The following is a 14,004-nucleotide window of genomic DNA, read 5'->3' as shown; positions in this document are numbered from 1 at the left end:
TTCTAGAACATCTGAGGGTATTTATCCTCGTTGCTCATTGATTCCAAGGGGTGGGGCTGTCTGCTTGCAATGCGCCCACCGGTGTGTCTTCGGTTCCGTGCTCGCGTAGTTCGGTCTTACGATGTTTTGAACTGACTGAGATTCAAAGGGTGCAACAAGCCGTCCCAGATTCTCTTCGCGTCACGGTGAGTTTCGTAGTAAGCAGGCAAATTGTGCTGTTTCAGTCGCACATCGCTCAGATTGAACAAAACTTTTGCCGCTGCTTCACTCTCATTATTGTCCACAAACTTTTGCAATGCCAGGTTGAATTCCGCAGCAGCCAGATCCAGATCTTCGCTCTTTAACGCAATCAATCCGAGGCGGTTGTGAATGACACCTTCGTTGTAGAAGACTGCTCTCTTTATTGTTCGTTTCCGTTCCAGTTGCTCCCAGGCTTTGAGCGAACCATCCAACATCTCTGCTGTCAGTTCCGCTGTGGGCTTGGCGCCCATGACTGGTCTTTGCAGTTGAGGACTAAAGACCAGCATTGGAATTTGTTTCAATCCATTGGCTTCGCAACTGAGCAAAAACTGCGCTGCTTGATAATAAACCTTGGCTTTTAAACCAGGTGGAATATCGGTCAGTCCGTACAAAATCTGAAAAATCCTGATACCGGGCTTCAAGCGCTCGGGACTCATGGAGCTGAGTTCGAGCAGATTGCCCAGATTGGTTATTGCTAGTGGTGTACTGTTGACATTGTTCTCATGAAATCCAAAATTGGCTTGCAGTGCGAGGTTGTACGCCTTTACGGTGGCGCTGGTGCTGTCTGAAAAATTTCTGTCCAATTTCGTGCCGTCACCGCTCGACATGAGGCATTCAACAATAGCCGCTTGCAGCCCAGCGTTCTCCAGTGGCAGAGCAAACTTTCCCTGTATGGATGTGTTAATGGCCGTTTCAAACGCGTCGATTGCTTCGCCGTAATCGCCGGACTTCATGAAATAGAAGCCGTAACGTTGCACTAATTGATAAAACTCTTCGGGCCTGTAACTTTTGTGAGACTTAAGCAAGGTGTTGTAGAGCATGACATTCCGGTCATGAGCTTGCTCCGTATCGCCCAGCACTTTCAGGCTTTCCTTCAGAACCTCGTCTGATGATTTGCACTGAGCCGCCGTGGTGTCGACCATCTTCTCAGCAATTTCATTGCCGGATAAATTTCGTATCGGCAACAATTCTCTGTCCGATGGCGAAGGGTCTCCTGATGTGCTCAACCAGTAGTACCCGAATGATATGACGATAGTTCCCAGCACCGCAAGTAGTGGCATTGCGACCCAGAACAATTTTTTTGAAGATACGGCAGCTAATCTATTGTCGAGTTTTCTACCCTGGTCAGCGGCATTAATGCCCAGCTGAGCTGCAATTTTGAAGCCCTTTTGCGGTGCGTCGCTCAGAGTCATCAGATCGTCGCGCAGTTCGATCATGCTTTGATAGCGTTGATCGGGTACTTTCGCCATGCACTTTTGCAAGATCTGATCGAGTCTGAGCTTTAGACGCGGATCTGCTTCGATGTCGGTAAGTGCTGGTGTTGCGAGGTTTGTGTGCATGTACATCGTTTCCAGCACGTTCTTTCCTTCGTGCGGAACTCTGCCTGTAAGAGCCTCGTACATGAGGCATCCCATCGAATAGATGTCCGAGCGTGCGTCGAGCGGATTGCCCATGCACTGCTCGGGGCTCATGTAATAAGGGCTTCCGAAGACATCTCCAGTTGCCGTTAGCTTGAGAGACTCACTGCCTTCTCGCAATATTTTGGCGATACCAAAATCGACCACTTTGACGAAATCGGGATCATCATCGGCTTGCATCAGCATCACGTTGCTTGGTTTTAAATCGCGATGCACGATGCGTTGATCGTGGGCATGTGCCAGTGCCGAGCAGACCTGCAGAAATATGTGAATGCATCGAATCGGCTCAATTTGTCCGCAGTCTCTAATCTCTTCTGAGAGCGAGCGACCTTCCAGAAAGTCCATTGTTAGAAATGGTTGGTCGTCTTCTGTTACACCCATGTCCAGCACTGAGATTGCATTGATGTGATGCAGTCGGCTCGCTGCTTTCGCTTCCTGCTGGAACCGGCGAACCGCGTTTTCATCGGTGAGCAAGTGTGGATGCATGAGCTTCAGCGCCACTATTCGGTGCGTTAAAACGTGTCTGGCGCGGTAAACGGAACTCATTCCACCTTTACCTGCCAGCGACAAGATTTCGTAGCGCTCGGCTATCGTAGTTCCGATAAATCTGTCGGGCATGGGAGCCTGCATTGTTTCCTGCTGCTCTTCAGGCGTCGCAGCCGGATTGTCAACGCTCGTCCGCGCTAAAGGTGTCGCAGCCGGATTGTCAACGCTCGTCCGCGCTAAAGGTGTCGCAGCCGGATTGTCAACGCTGGTCTGTGCTAAGGGTGTCGCAGCCGGATTGTCAACGCTGGTCTGTGCTAAGGGTGTCGCAGCCGGATTGTCAGCGCTAGTCTGCGCTAAGGGTGTTGCAGCCGGATTGTCAATGCTAGTCTGCGCTGCAGGCGTTGCCTTCAGATTATCTAGTTTCGTCTTTGCGTTTTGATCTTTTGGAAATTGCTTCTGGTGCACAGTTTGACCTTAATCTAGGCTACCAGTGATAAAAACTCCTGCGCTCATATTAGCAGAGTGAGCGACTTCTCGCAGTCTTATCATGCCCATTCTGCTTATTAAGTGGCATCCTATTTTGGCAGCAAGATCTCACCTTCGAAATACTGAGAAGGCGGCGTGAGATCTACAGATGGAACGCCTTTTCGCGAAAGGATTTCGGGCAGAGTGGGGTTGTTTTGCATTTTGATAAAATGTGTGGAACCGGCGATAACAAGCACTTTCGAGTCTGGATTACGCTTCTCGTAACCCTCGATTACGTCAGCCCAGTTCGTGTCGCGCTGTGCCGCTGCGCCTTCTCCAGGATCTCCGCCGTAGTACAAATTGCCACCGTTCGGCTCAATGCATAGAACCTTGAGACCCGCGTCTTTCGCTGCTTTTATAAATTCCATGGTTTTGTTTGTCAACAGCTGGTCCTTGTTGACCGTATGCTCTAACCTCTCTCGAATGCGCTGCTCAGCTGAAGCTTCCTCGGGCGAGCCCTTTTGGGCGCTTAGATAGCCATCGACCATGGACTGTTGATTTTCTCGAAGTAGTTCAACTCCGACGGTGTCGACCCCGGCTTCTTTCAAAACAGGCAACGCTTTTTTAAAGCGCAGTGGGCTCGATTCATCCAAATGATCATCGCCCCAAAAAACAGTTTTACTGGCACCCAGTTTTTCGCTTACGCTGGTAAATGGGGGAGGGTTCTCTGTGTTCCAGCCTTTCGTGTTTTTACGGGCTGCATTCATGCCCGCACTTAAATCTTCCGTAGGTTCCGCACCGCCCGGAGTGGCGTCTGCTGAGGGTCGGACGGTGTCACCGCTCTGGGTAAGATGAAGTGGTGGAAGGACTCCTTCGGTGACCAGACGAGCACATTCTACTTTCGACCTATTAACCGGCGTCTCCGCAGTATTCTTTGTTTCATCAAGCAGACGAGACGACGCACTATCAAAACTTCGCGACTCAATTTTGTCCAGCTGCGTTTGTGCGACGCATGGGGATTTGTCACTAACTTTCTCACTCATTATTTTCCAGCCTTTTTATGACTCGAAAGAATGCGAAGAACCCAAAGGTTACGGTAAGAGAAGAGCGCTAGAACAGTAACCTTTTCTGCGACAGAATGCATGCTTCCTAAATTTTAGGGCATTCACACGCTTCGATTCGGATTCAGAACAGCGAGATTTAGATAAAGACCTAGAAAGTTAATTACTAGTATAAGAGTAGAACATAACCAAGTTGTTACGGTGAATCAGAGCTACTGACAGTCCGCGAGCGCATGGGGCTGCTCCGCCTTGGGAAATTATGCATCTCGTGACGTTTAGACTCTAAATGGAGTCAGCTCGTGCGTGGACTTGTCCAATTTTATTGTCTAAATTGAGTCCTCGTATTGCCTGATTAAGAAATCGTACCGCGACAAGATCGGTTGCCTATAGAAAATTCCAACTCGACCGATTTATTACGGATTGATTACAACAATCATTACTCTACGGGGGCACATATATAGTGGAACTAATAAAACATAGAAAGCAAAAAGAAAGAAAAGAAGCAAGAGAATGACCATGAACACCATAGCTAAATTCGAAATCGGCAGCATACCCCCACCGTAATGCGCATGAACAGCGACTGTTTTGTCGTAAACGCAACTAAATCGAAGAATGTCGCCATGTCGGCGATCTCACAGAATTCAAATCAAAATAAAAGGAGGGGCGCAATGCAATTGCCTAAATTGTTTGTGTCGTTAGTTTGTATTACATCACTGTCAGCCTGCACGGTTGTTGAACCGGGTCAGCGTGCCGTCAAGGTTTCGCTTGGTCAGATGGACCGTAACCTGTTAAATTCCGGCTTGCAATTCTTCAATCCGCTCACTGACAGAATCACTGAATATAGCGTCAAGCAGGATACGAAAGATGGACAAGCCGATCCTCTGACTTCAGACCAGCAGCCGATTAACATCAGCTACAAGGTGTTGTATCGAATTCCGGAAGGTCAGGTTCTGGTGCTCTACGAAAAGTATGCCGGCGATCCCTTTGACCGTCTTGTTGCTCCACAGGTGCAAGAAGCTTTCAGACAGGTTGTCTCGCAGTACAAAGCCGACGCTGCTACGAAGAACGTTAACGTGATCAAAAATCAGGTTTTAGCTATGGTTCGTGAAAACGTGAAGGGATTGGTTGAAGTCGTCGACATTCCAATTACACACGTTGGACTGCCGGAAGTGTTGCAGCAAGCCATTGCGCAGAAACAGGTAATGGAACAACAAGCTTTGCAGAAGTCCTATGAGTTGGATAAGGCGAGAAAAGAAGCTGAAATTACTGTTGCCAACGCGCAAGCTCAAGCTAAGTCAATCGAGTTGCAGAGCCAGGCTCTGCAGAAATCGCCAACACTTATCGAGTGGGAGCGCGTGAAAAAGTGGGACGGTGTGTTGCCTGACACTATGATTGTCTCCGGTGGCTCATCTGGTGGCTTCGCCACTATGTTGCAAATGCAGCTGCCCAAGCCGAAAGATGATGCAGCGCACCATGCTGCTAGTAAGTAATCATGGGCATAATTAGAGAAGAAGCAAGAAGAAGTAGTTAGAGAAGAGCAAGGAGAGAAACAATGATTGTCATAGAGCTGCTAGCTGGAATATTGATTGCCGTGGTAGTCATCACTGGAATCATGAAGGTAGCAGCTCCTATTGCAGATGCCTTCTCTGAGCGACTGAGACTCAAATTCCAGGAACTCGGTCCCGAACAGGAGCGCCAGTACCGCTTACGTTTGGAGTCGCTAGAGGAACAGGTTCGCCAGCTCCAGTCGCAGGTGACAAATTTGCAGGAAGTGGCGAACTTCAATACCGGCATCACGACTACATCAAACGCGGGCGAGGTCAAAGAAATCATCAGTTCTGAGGCTGCACAGCAACGGCACCATTGATTTAGCGAGCGCCATTGAATTAACGAGTTCAGGCCGATTTTCGGACTTTCGACCAAGGCCACGATCGATTTTGTGACAGGACCATTTAATCTTGGTGGTTCTCAAGTGGAATGGGTGCATACTCAATTTACCGAAGCGCGTCTTAAACGACCGCGACGGCGCTCCTCTTGCCCAATCTAATTAAGTTGTTCACCGCCCATTCTCTTAAGGAGGATTCGATGAAACACGCCCCCGCATCCCCTAGCCAGGCTGAGGTCGCCTCAGTGCCTGTTGCAGCCGGGACGGCTGCGCTCCAGCTGGACGTTTGTGATATTTTGGACATCTCCACCCGGGAGCATAAGTTTCTTGGGGTGAGTATCGAGCCGTTCAGTTACTGTTTTACTTGCAATATGTCTCTCCTCAAGGCTGTTGTAATGTCCATTTTTACGGATCTCGTTTCGAACTCGCCTGCAAGAGAACGCCCAAAGCCAGTACGAGCGTCTCATGCAGTTTTTCCCGATTAAACTGAACTCTGAACTGCCTGCGCCACTCTATCGGCAATTGGCCGATGCTTTCCGTGACGCAGTTTCGACCGGGTTGCTGAAGCAAGGCGATATCGTGCCGACGACAAGGAAATTGTCCGAAACCCTCGGTGTGTCTCGACAAACGGTAATCAGCGCCTATGAGCTGCTCGTTTCGCAGAACGTCCTGCAGACCAGCTCGAGTGGAACAACGGTCCTGGCTGCGCCAGACATCAAATCAGCACAGCCAGGTCCGTCCGACCAACCCCATGTTGATTTCTCCAGTCGGATCTCGGTGTTTGCTAAACGGGCCTGTCAGCTTGGCGAACCGAGTGAACTGGAAGATTTTTCCACCGGGGCACCTCCGATTTCGCAGTTTCCCATTAAGTTGTGGAGGCGGCATTTAGCCAAGCATGCGTTGCGGAATAGCGAGCTGCTACAGCCCTCGCAAGATTCATTTGGCTTACGCGCGCTGCGTGACGCCATCGCCGGATATCTCGGTCGGGCTCAGGGCATCGCATGCAGTGGCGAGCAAATTTCAATTCATTCGGGTGGGCATCCGACTCTTGAATTTATCGTCAAGCTTTTAATCGATCCTGGCGATCGTGTCGTCGTGGAAGACCCGGGAAACGCCGGTTCGCGTCGTATCTTTTCTGCTCATCAGGCGGAGTTGATTCCCGTGCCGGTAGATTCTGATGGTATCGATGTCGAAAAACTGTTCGCCATCAAAGATGATGTGAAGTTGCTGTTCATCAGTCCGTCGCATCAACAGCCAACCGGAGCAGTGTTGTCTCCCTCGCGCCGCGATGCGCTTTTGAACTGGGCCAACGAGCGCGATGTAATAATCATAGAGAATCACTATGACAGCGAATTTCGTTATACCTCGCGACCGATGCCCGCTTTATTCGGCAGCAACAACCAGCGCGTCATCTACATGTCTACTTTCTGGAAGGTACTGGGACCGGTTGTGCGCAACGGCTTTACGGTGCTGCCGAAGGACCTTTTGCCTGTTGCGAAATCTGTGCGGCAGGTTGCCGAGCGCGATGCACTTTCTTTGATCGAGCAACATGCGATGGCTGATTTTATCGAGGATGGCGATCTTGAGCGTACGATAAAGAGAAATAAAACAGTTTATCTAGAGCGCCGTAATGTCTTGATTGCGGCTCTGGGAGACAGGCTTTCTCGTCATGTCTATTTCTCGAAGGAAGCGGCTGGACTGCATCAGTACATTCGCTTTGACGACTATAAAACTCAAACGGAGATCATGGAGCTGGCTCGCGCAGCGGCACTGCCTCTGATACCAATTGATAGTTACTATCTCAACCCACGAATATCTAATGAATACGTGGTACCGTTTGCTCAAATGACACCACGAGAAATCAATGACTCGGTGCAATCTTTTACCCAGGGTTTTTTCAGTTGAACAAAGCGTTGCCTCTTGATTTGAATTCAGAAATCGTCAGGTGCTTTCCGGCTGACTTTATGACCGTCGCGCCCGAAGATCTGGCTGAATATGGACGCGACTGGACTCGAGTATACGACCCCGCACCAGCTGCGATAGTGTTTCCGCGAACCACCGATGAAGTGGCTGCCTTTTTGCGACTATGCAGTGAGCATGGTGTCGCCGTTGTGCCATCCGGCGGAAGGACCGGTCTTTCCGGAGGCGCAGTAGCCGCAAACGGCGAAGTCGTCCTGTCCTTGGCACGTATGAACAAAATCTTCCCCGTTGACCTGCTTTCCTCGACCGTGCGTGTCCAGGCTGGCGCTATCACTCAAGCTGTGCATGAACATTGTGCACCTTTGGGTTTGACGTGGCCGATTGATTTCGCTTCGAAAGGGTCCAGTCACGTCGGGGGAAACATATCCACAAATGCCGGTGGGCAGCGCGTGATTCGCTATGGCTTGACTCGCAATTGGGTTAATGGCTTGCAGGTTGTCACCATTGGTGGTGACATTTTAGAGTTGAATGGTTCGTTGCAGAAAAACAACACGGGGATGGAACTTTCGCAGCTCTTTATCGGCACGGAGGGAACTCTCGGCATCATCACCGAAGCTACGCTCAGGCTTACTTCTTTGCCGATCCACACCGAACTGTTTTTCTTTGCTACTAGCAGTTTGGCTGCATCTCTCGAGCTGCTGAAACACACTAAGTTGAATGGACCATTCACTATTCTCACGTTCGAATATTTGACCAATGATTGCCTCGAGAGCGTGCTCAAATTTAGCCAACGCAAAAGTCCATTCGCGTCTGCAGCCCACAGTTATATTCTGCTTGAAGTCGAGTGCGCCGAGAGTGCAGAACAGAAGCAGAAACTTGACGAGTGGATGCAAATCGCTCTCGAAAATGATTTGATCGTAGATGGTGTTCTTGCCCATTCACACGAGGAGCGCAATGATCTCTGGGCATTGCGTGAGCTGGTCAGCGAAAGCCTGGCTGCTCAAGGACTGGTCTATAAGAATGATATTGCTCTGCCGATTGCGAAATTGGACGAGTTTGCAACTGAGATGCAGGCGCTCCTTTCAAGCAATTATCCGCACTTGAAATTATTTCTCTTCGGTCATTTGGGTGATGGAAACTTTCACGTCAATTTTTTGAAGCCACCGCAGATGGAGAAATCTGAGTTCCTTGATATCTGTCACGCCGCAGATACAGAGATGTTCGAAACCGTGAGGAAGTTCGGTGGCAGCGTTTCGGCCGAGCACGGAATTGGACTACTGAAGAAGGCGGCACTAAGCTACAGTCGAACACCTGCTGAACTCGCCATTTTCAGGCAGATCAAGAAAGCGCTAGATCCTCAAAATTTGCTCAACCCGGGTAAGATTTTTGATTGAGTTTCGTCGAATGGGTGCCTGTATGGACTGGTAAAGATTGACTAGGCTGTAGGATCGGCTATCGCTCGCCTAACACCTCTTATGATTTGTTCTTGATATTTTGCGCCGATCGGGCTGCCGAGAGCACCGCTTCCTAATAGTGACTTATCTATAGTTGTTACCTGATCGCAGCGCACGATTGAGTTGCGCTTCAAGCCCCCCTCTCCGGCTGGCAGAAGTACGTGTACAAGTGGATGTGCTCTAAACTTAGCTGATGACGTTGTGGGTACAACGATAATGTCATTGCAGCTTTTGTTTCTACCATTAGGCGATATTACAATCGCCGTTCTGGGTTGATGTGGATCATTTGGTTGATTAGGCAGGTTGACCCAGTAGACCTCGCCAATCTGTGGGAACGATGCAGGCGGAAAAGGCCGATTTGATGTCATTTTTTAGCCTCTCTCCCTGTTTTCAATTCGGAACTCGGTCGTAATTTTCCCGGACCTTATTCTCGCCAAATAGCTCTAGCAGCTTCAGTTGTTATTGCGGTCCAGGATGGATCCTTTAGCGCGTCTGCATGTTGAGAGTAGTAGTGCTCATCGAATGCATCGCGTAGTTCTTGTTTCCATAGCTGCAAGGCTTGCTCGAACACCGAACTTCTAGACACGCCGCCTTCCGTCGAGTTCTGAACAAAATTGTCAACTATCTTCAAGAGTTCAGGGTCTATGGAGACCGTCACTTTTTCTTTCACTTGTTTAGCCTCTCAACTCATCCACTGTAACCTTCAGCTTCGCTTCAGTGGTAATACTCATAGTATGGCTTATGGTCATACTAGGCGCAAGACCACCTCACGTTAAAACCGCATTCTAATCTGGCACCGCTCGAACCGAATGACAGAATAGGCACAATGCGGAAGGTGCTACTAAGGTTGTGCAAATCGCATCACGGGTAAGCTTATCCGGAAATCCAGCAGCGTCTACTAAATAGTCGGGGCGTTGCACAGCGCCTGCACGGCCTGCTCTGTTTGCTCATAGTCACCTTCACCGGCGTGAGCATAGACAAGCTTTCCAGTTTTATCGAACAGCATCAGATTTGGCCAGTATTGATTGTGATAGAGGTTCCAGATTGCATGATCATTGTCTATTGCGACTGGATACTCGACACCAAGCCGCTGCGCTGTTTTCTCAATCAGTTTTGGGTCTCGCTCTTCCTCGAACTCCGGAGTGTGCACCCCAACTACCACCAGTCCTCGATCTTTATACCGCCGATGCAATTCAGAAATATGCGGAACCGCCGCCAGGCAGTTAGAGCAGCGAGACGTATAAAAGTCGACCAGCACCACTTTTCCTCGGAGGTCATCTTGTCCTACAGCTTTTCCGCGCAGCCAGGCTGTCGCGCCTTTGAAGCCCGGTATCCGTTCTGGTGCATTGGCATTGGCATTGGCACTGCATTTGGTGTATATGGCGACGCAGCTAGCGATCAGTGTCAACAAAAGCTTTTTAGATACCATAATGATTTCCTTCTTGAAAGACGGTTTCCGATCGCACCTCCTTCAAGACTCTGCTCAGCAGCGTATCAGGAGACTGTCGGAGTGTATGCGCAGCAGCGCTCCATACAATTCTCACCGAAGCTTGTGAAATATTTCTGGAGTGCTTCTTTGGGCTGCCAGTTTACTTCTCTGGATGCAATTCAAAAAACTCGAAGTCTTTGAGTTTGGCTGCTGCCGCGACTTCGAATGCATCTCCTTTGGAGTGTCTGTCATTGAAGAAAGCATTCAAATGCTTCTCTGATTCTTTAAAATCTTTGCGCAGGAAATTTTTCACAGCGACCCAAAAGTCAATGTTAGTGAACATTACTCTTGCTTTGTCATCTTCGGATGCTTTGTCTGACAAAAGGTATTCCGTTACAGTTTTTGGATCATGACCGGCAATACAAGATTTCGATTCGTCTACCTTCGGCGGAGCACTGTGTTTTCCGTTTAGCTGTTCGTTCAGCCACGCATACATGGGCAGCATGTCGCGGTATTCTCTTTCGGTCGGGTCCGCTGTGTCTTTCGGCCAGTGTGAACCATTCAGAACGTCTTCCAGAGCTTTCGTCTTTGTTCTGAAATTTGGTTCGCCAAGTGCAAGACCTAATTCATAAGCGCGAACCATTGCCCAGTTTCGTGTGTTCAGATTTTTTGCCGGAATAATTGCATGGCTACTGCCGTCCTGCGAATCTCTCATTTTGCTGAGAGCCTGGGCGCAATCTTTGAGGATTTTCTGGGCTTGGTCGACATTGCCGTTTTTCAGGTTCTCATTTATTGTGTTAATGGCGACCGTATCGTGGAACTGGTACTCGTTTCCGAGTTGCTCTGGACCATAAACATCGGCGGCTGTAAGCTTTTCACCTATCTCAGGATACGCCGTCGAATAAAGAACAACACCCTCTTTCGCGCCCTCGGGAAACCAGCAAACTTCTTGCACCGCGTCGTCGCGGGTGTATCCCAATCCGACTGATACGTATACTGGTTCTTTGGTCGGTTTTATTTGAACCTTGTGAGAAGACCAACCGCCGTAGATGTCGCCATAAACATCGTCATAGATGCGCTCTTGCAGGTATCCGGGCTTGTCGAATTTGACGAAGCCGACGACAGAGCCTTCGTATCGCATCAGACTGTTCGTTTTGACATCTTTGGTTCGCTTCGGGTCAACAAAATTGCTTGCTGGCAAGGTCCAGTCGCTGGTTTCACCGGTTGGATTGAAGTTGATTCGCTTAATCGAAGCAGAATCTGATGGCCCCGCTGGGCTGCCAATTGGACGTGATTTCGAGATAGGCGGCAGCCGCTTTTTGTCTACCTCTTTTATGTTGCCGCAAGAACTTGTACAGACGAGTGCGGCGAGCAGAATGAAGGCGGTGCGATTGCGTGCCGTTTTCATGCAGATTAGATCTCCTCAGCGGCTCGACCTTACTTATTTTACTTTGTCGGCAAACATTAAGCCTGGGCGCATTTAGTCTGGGCGCATTAAGTCTGTCAGGGCTTGTCTTAATTGATGTTGACAACTGTCTGGATTCTGTTACACTGCTTTTGCCCATAAATATATACCTGCTCTCCAGTGGCTCGGCTGCTATCGCAATTCGATAGTCGCAAAAACATCGGCTCCAATTTCCCGGAGTCGCAGAGTTCGTTGTGTGAGCGCACCTTCAGCCTCGACAAGAGCCCTTACTATGCCACCAACCACCGCCGATACTACCGATCGTGTTCAGCAGACAGTCAGTCGCATCGAGAGCGCCAATCAGAATGGTCACATTGATGCCCAACGGCTTCACCAGGAACTGTTCGCGCTTCGTCAGCAAGATTCAACGAATGGAAAGGTAGACAAGGAAACGTTCAAAAACGACCTGGCTGCCGTTACTAAGCAGTTGCACAAAGATGGCATATTGCCAAACTTAGATATTGTTGAAACTGGCGATACGAACTTTGCATATCGCGGAATCAGTACAGCAAGCACTTCTCCCGTTGATGGAAGTGCCAGCCTCGTGACCAAAGCTCATGGCACCACATTTACTTACGACAAAGACAACCACGTTCAATCATGGACCACCAAAAGTGGTGACACCTGGAAATATGATGCCAAAGATGGCAAGTATCATGAATACGAAAACGGCAAGGAAACAAGAAAGTCCACTGACGATGTAGTTACTATTAACGCCAAGGGGCGTGAAACTCTCAGCCATGCAGACGGAAGTTCTACCACTATCTCACCATGGGGTGGCACAATCGACCGCGACGCGAACGGCTTGATCACTCACGAAACCAATCGCAACTCCTCTAAAACTTTTGAATATAAAGACGGCGAACTTTCTGCGATGACCGTCGAGCGCGATGGAAAGAAGGTTTCCTATGCGAAAGCCGATGACGGAAAATTCTATTCGTCTGCCGATCCGGATCACAAAAAACCATTAGACATTTCGCTGGATCCGAAGCAGGAAGGCGCAGTCAAAATCACTGACAAGTCCGGCGCCACTACTGAGGAAGGATGGGCTGGAACGGTCGTTCACTGGGATAAGGACCAGCATCTTACATCGATTGAATACAGCAATGGCAACAAGGCTTCCGGTTTCTCTTACGATGCAAGCAATCAATTGACTGGTTTTTCTATGACAGGAAAAGATGGTAAGACGCATTCGTATAAATCGGAAAACGGAATGGTCTCCATCGACGGAGCCACTCCAATTGCCGGCACACTGAGCGCTTCGGACTCTGGACGTCTAACCGTCACTCAAACCGGAGACGGCAGTGATGCTCAATTCAAATCAATTGACTTCAGGCTTGGCGGTAGCGAAGTTGTTTCGGCCAAATTTGGCGATAAGACAATGCCCACTGAAATCATCAATGGTGGTGGCAAGATAAGCCGTTTCAAGTATGACCAGAATGGCAGTTTGACTGAGATTGACGCATACGGCTATCAGCTTCACAGAGATAACGGTCAGTGGCTTGACGGCAACAACAAATCTGCGGATGTAGTGCCACTGGTTGAGCCGAACGGCACGTTCAGTGTTATTCACGGCGACGGATCTTATGAGCAATGGAGTGCCGGTGGCGTTCACACTGAGTCCATTCCTGATACTGCCGATGCGATTGCTAAGGAAGCCAAGGAAGTCGAAGACAGCAGAGCCGCCGCCATCGCCGATGCGGCTGCCGGAAACGGCACCGACGCCACGGGTGCAGTCAATGGTGATCCAAATCTTGCAGCAACCATTTGTCGTGACGCCAAGCTTGTAGCCCGACGTATGGATTCACATGGACTCTGCCTTAAGGGCGTAGCTACGGCTCTCGACATGGCCGGCACCGGCAACATTCACGGTGGATCTGCCTATATGGCGGCAGGTCGTCTCGCTCGTGATAATCAATTTCAGGAGATTCCTGAAAACAGCAAACTGAAACCCGGCGACATTGTTGTGCACGGCACGACTCGCACCAACCCTCATGGGCATATTCTTGTTTATCTCGGAAATGGCATGGAGGCAAGCGACCACATTGGACCGTTGACCGACATGGACTACGGAAGTTTTACCCGAGTATTCAGACCAGTCGGCTAGCCATGGAACGCACTCGTCCCGAGTGCCCGGAACGCCATTCGTCCCGCCTAGCCATGGAACGCACTCGTCCCGAG

At 49.6% G+C, this 14,004-nt stretch carries 11 protein-coding genes; 5 read left to right on the top strand and 6 right to left on the bottom strand.

Annotated elements, in window-relative coordinates:
• Positions 1–116: 116 nt before the first annotated feature.
• Positions 117–2,609 carry a serine/threonine protein kinase gene (locus EKK48_00055; GenBank protein ID RTL45771.1) on the bottom strand — a complete coding sequence of 831 codons (2,493 nt, stop codon included), beginning with the start codon at positions 2,607–2,609 and terminating at the stop codon, positions 117–119.
• Positions 2,610–2,719: 110 nt separating this feature from the next.
• Complete coding sequence (locus EKK48_00050; protein ID RTL45770.1) at positions 2,720–3,652, bottom strand: hypothetical protein; 933 nt, start codon at positions 3,650–3,652, stop codon at positions 2,720–2,722.
• Positions 3,653–4,233: 581 nt separating this feature from the next.
• Here EKK48_00050 and EKK48_00045 point away from each other — a divergent pair.
• From EKK48_00045 to EKK48_00030, 4 genes are all read left to right on the top strand, one after another.
• On the top strand, positions 4,234–5,160 hold the full coding sequence (locus EKK48_00045; GenBank protein RTL45769.1) for a hypothetical protein: 927 nt from the start codon (positions 4,234–4,236) through the stop codon (positions 5,158–5,160).
• 62 nt (positions 5,161–5,222) lie between these two features.
• Positions 5,223–5,537: a hypothetical protein gene (locus tag EKK48_00040; protein RTL45768.1), complete on the top strand. Its 315-nt coding sequence runs from the start codon at positions 5,223–5,225 to the stop codon at positions 5,535–5,537.
• A gap of 483 nt (positions 5,538–6,020) precedes the next feature.
• Complete coding sequence (locus EKK48_00035; protein ID RTL45767.1) at positions 6,021–7,460, top strand: PLP-dependent aminotransferase family protein; 1,440 nt, start codon at positions 6,021–6,023, stop codon at positions 7,458–7,460.
• A 59-nt stretch (positions 7,461–7,519) separates the two neighbouring features.
• A complete protein-coding gene (locus tag EKK48_00030) occupies positions 7,520–8,869 on the top strand; it encodes an FAD-binding oxidoreductase (GenBank protein ID RTL46236.1) in 1,350 nt (449 codons plus the stop codon).
• A gap of 41 nt (positions 8,870–8,910) precedes the next feature.
• Here the strand turns inward: EKK48_00030 and EKK48_00025 are convergent, their stop codons facing one another.
• From EKK48_00025 to EKK48_00010, 4 genes are all read right to left on the bottom strand, one after another.
• Positions 8,911–9,297 carry a type II toxin-antitoxin system PemK/MazF family toxin gene (locus EKK48_00025; GenBank protein RTL45766.1) on the bottom strand — a complete coding sequence of 129 codons (387 nt, stop codon included), beginning with the start codon at positions 9,295–9,297 and terminating at the stop codon, positions 8,911–8,913.
• A gap of 56 nt (positions 9,298–9,353) precedes the next feature.
• Positions 9,354–9,599, bottom strand: a complete 246-nt coding sequence (locus tag EKK48_00020; protein ID RTL45765.1) for a hypothetical protein — start codon at positions 9,597–9,599, stop codon at positions 9,354–9,356.
• A 228-nt stretch (positions 9,600–9,827) separates the two neighbouring features.
• Positions 9,828–10,358 (bottom strand): redoxin domain-containing protein, encoded by a 531-nt coding sequence (locus EKK48_00015; protein RTL45764.1) that lies wholly within the window; start codon positions 10,356–10,358, stop codon positions 9,828–9,830.
• A gap of 160 nt (positions 10,359–10,518) precedes the next feature.
• Complete coding sequence (locus EKK48_00010; protein ID RTL45763.1) at positions 10,519–11,766, bottom strand: hypothetical protein; 1,248 nt, start codon at positions 11,764–11,766, stop codon at positions 10,519–10,521.
• Between the two features lie 289 nt (positions 11,767–12,055).
• Between EKK48_00010 and EKK48_00005 the strand changes: the two genes are divergently transcribed.
• Complete coding sequence (locus EKK48_00005; GenBank protein ID RTL45762.1) at positions 12,056–13,930, top strand: hypothetical protein; 1,875 nt, start codon at positions 12,056–12,058, stop codon at positions 13,928–13,930.
• Positions 13,931–14,004 lie beyond the last annotated feature (74 nt).

Source organism: Candidatus Melainabacteria bacterium, assembly GCA_003963305.1.
GTDB lineage: Bacteria > Cyanobacteriota > Vampirovibrionia > Obscuribacterales > Obscuribacteraceae > PALSA-1081.
The sequence above is the reverse complement of the archived record's forward strand: the minus strand, read 5'-3'. Positions and strand labels throughout refer to the sequence as shown.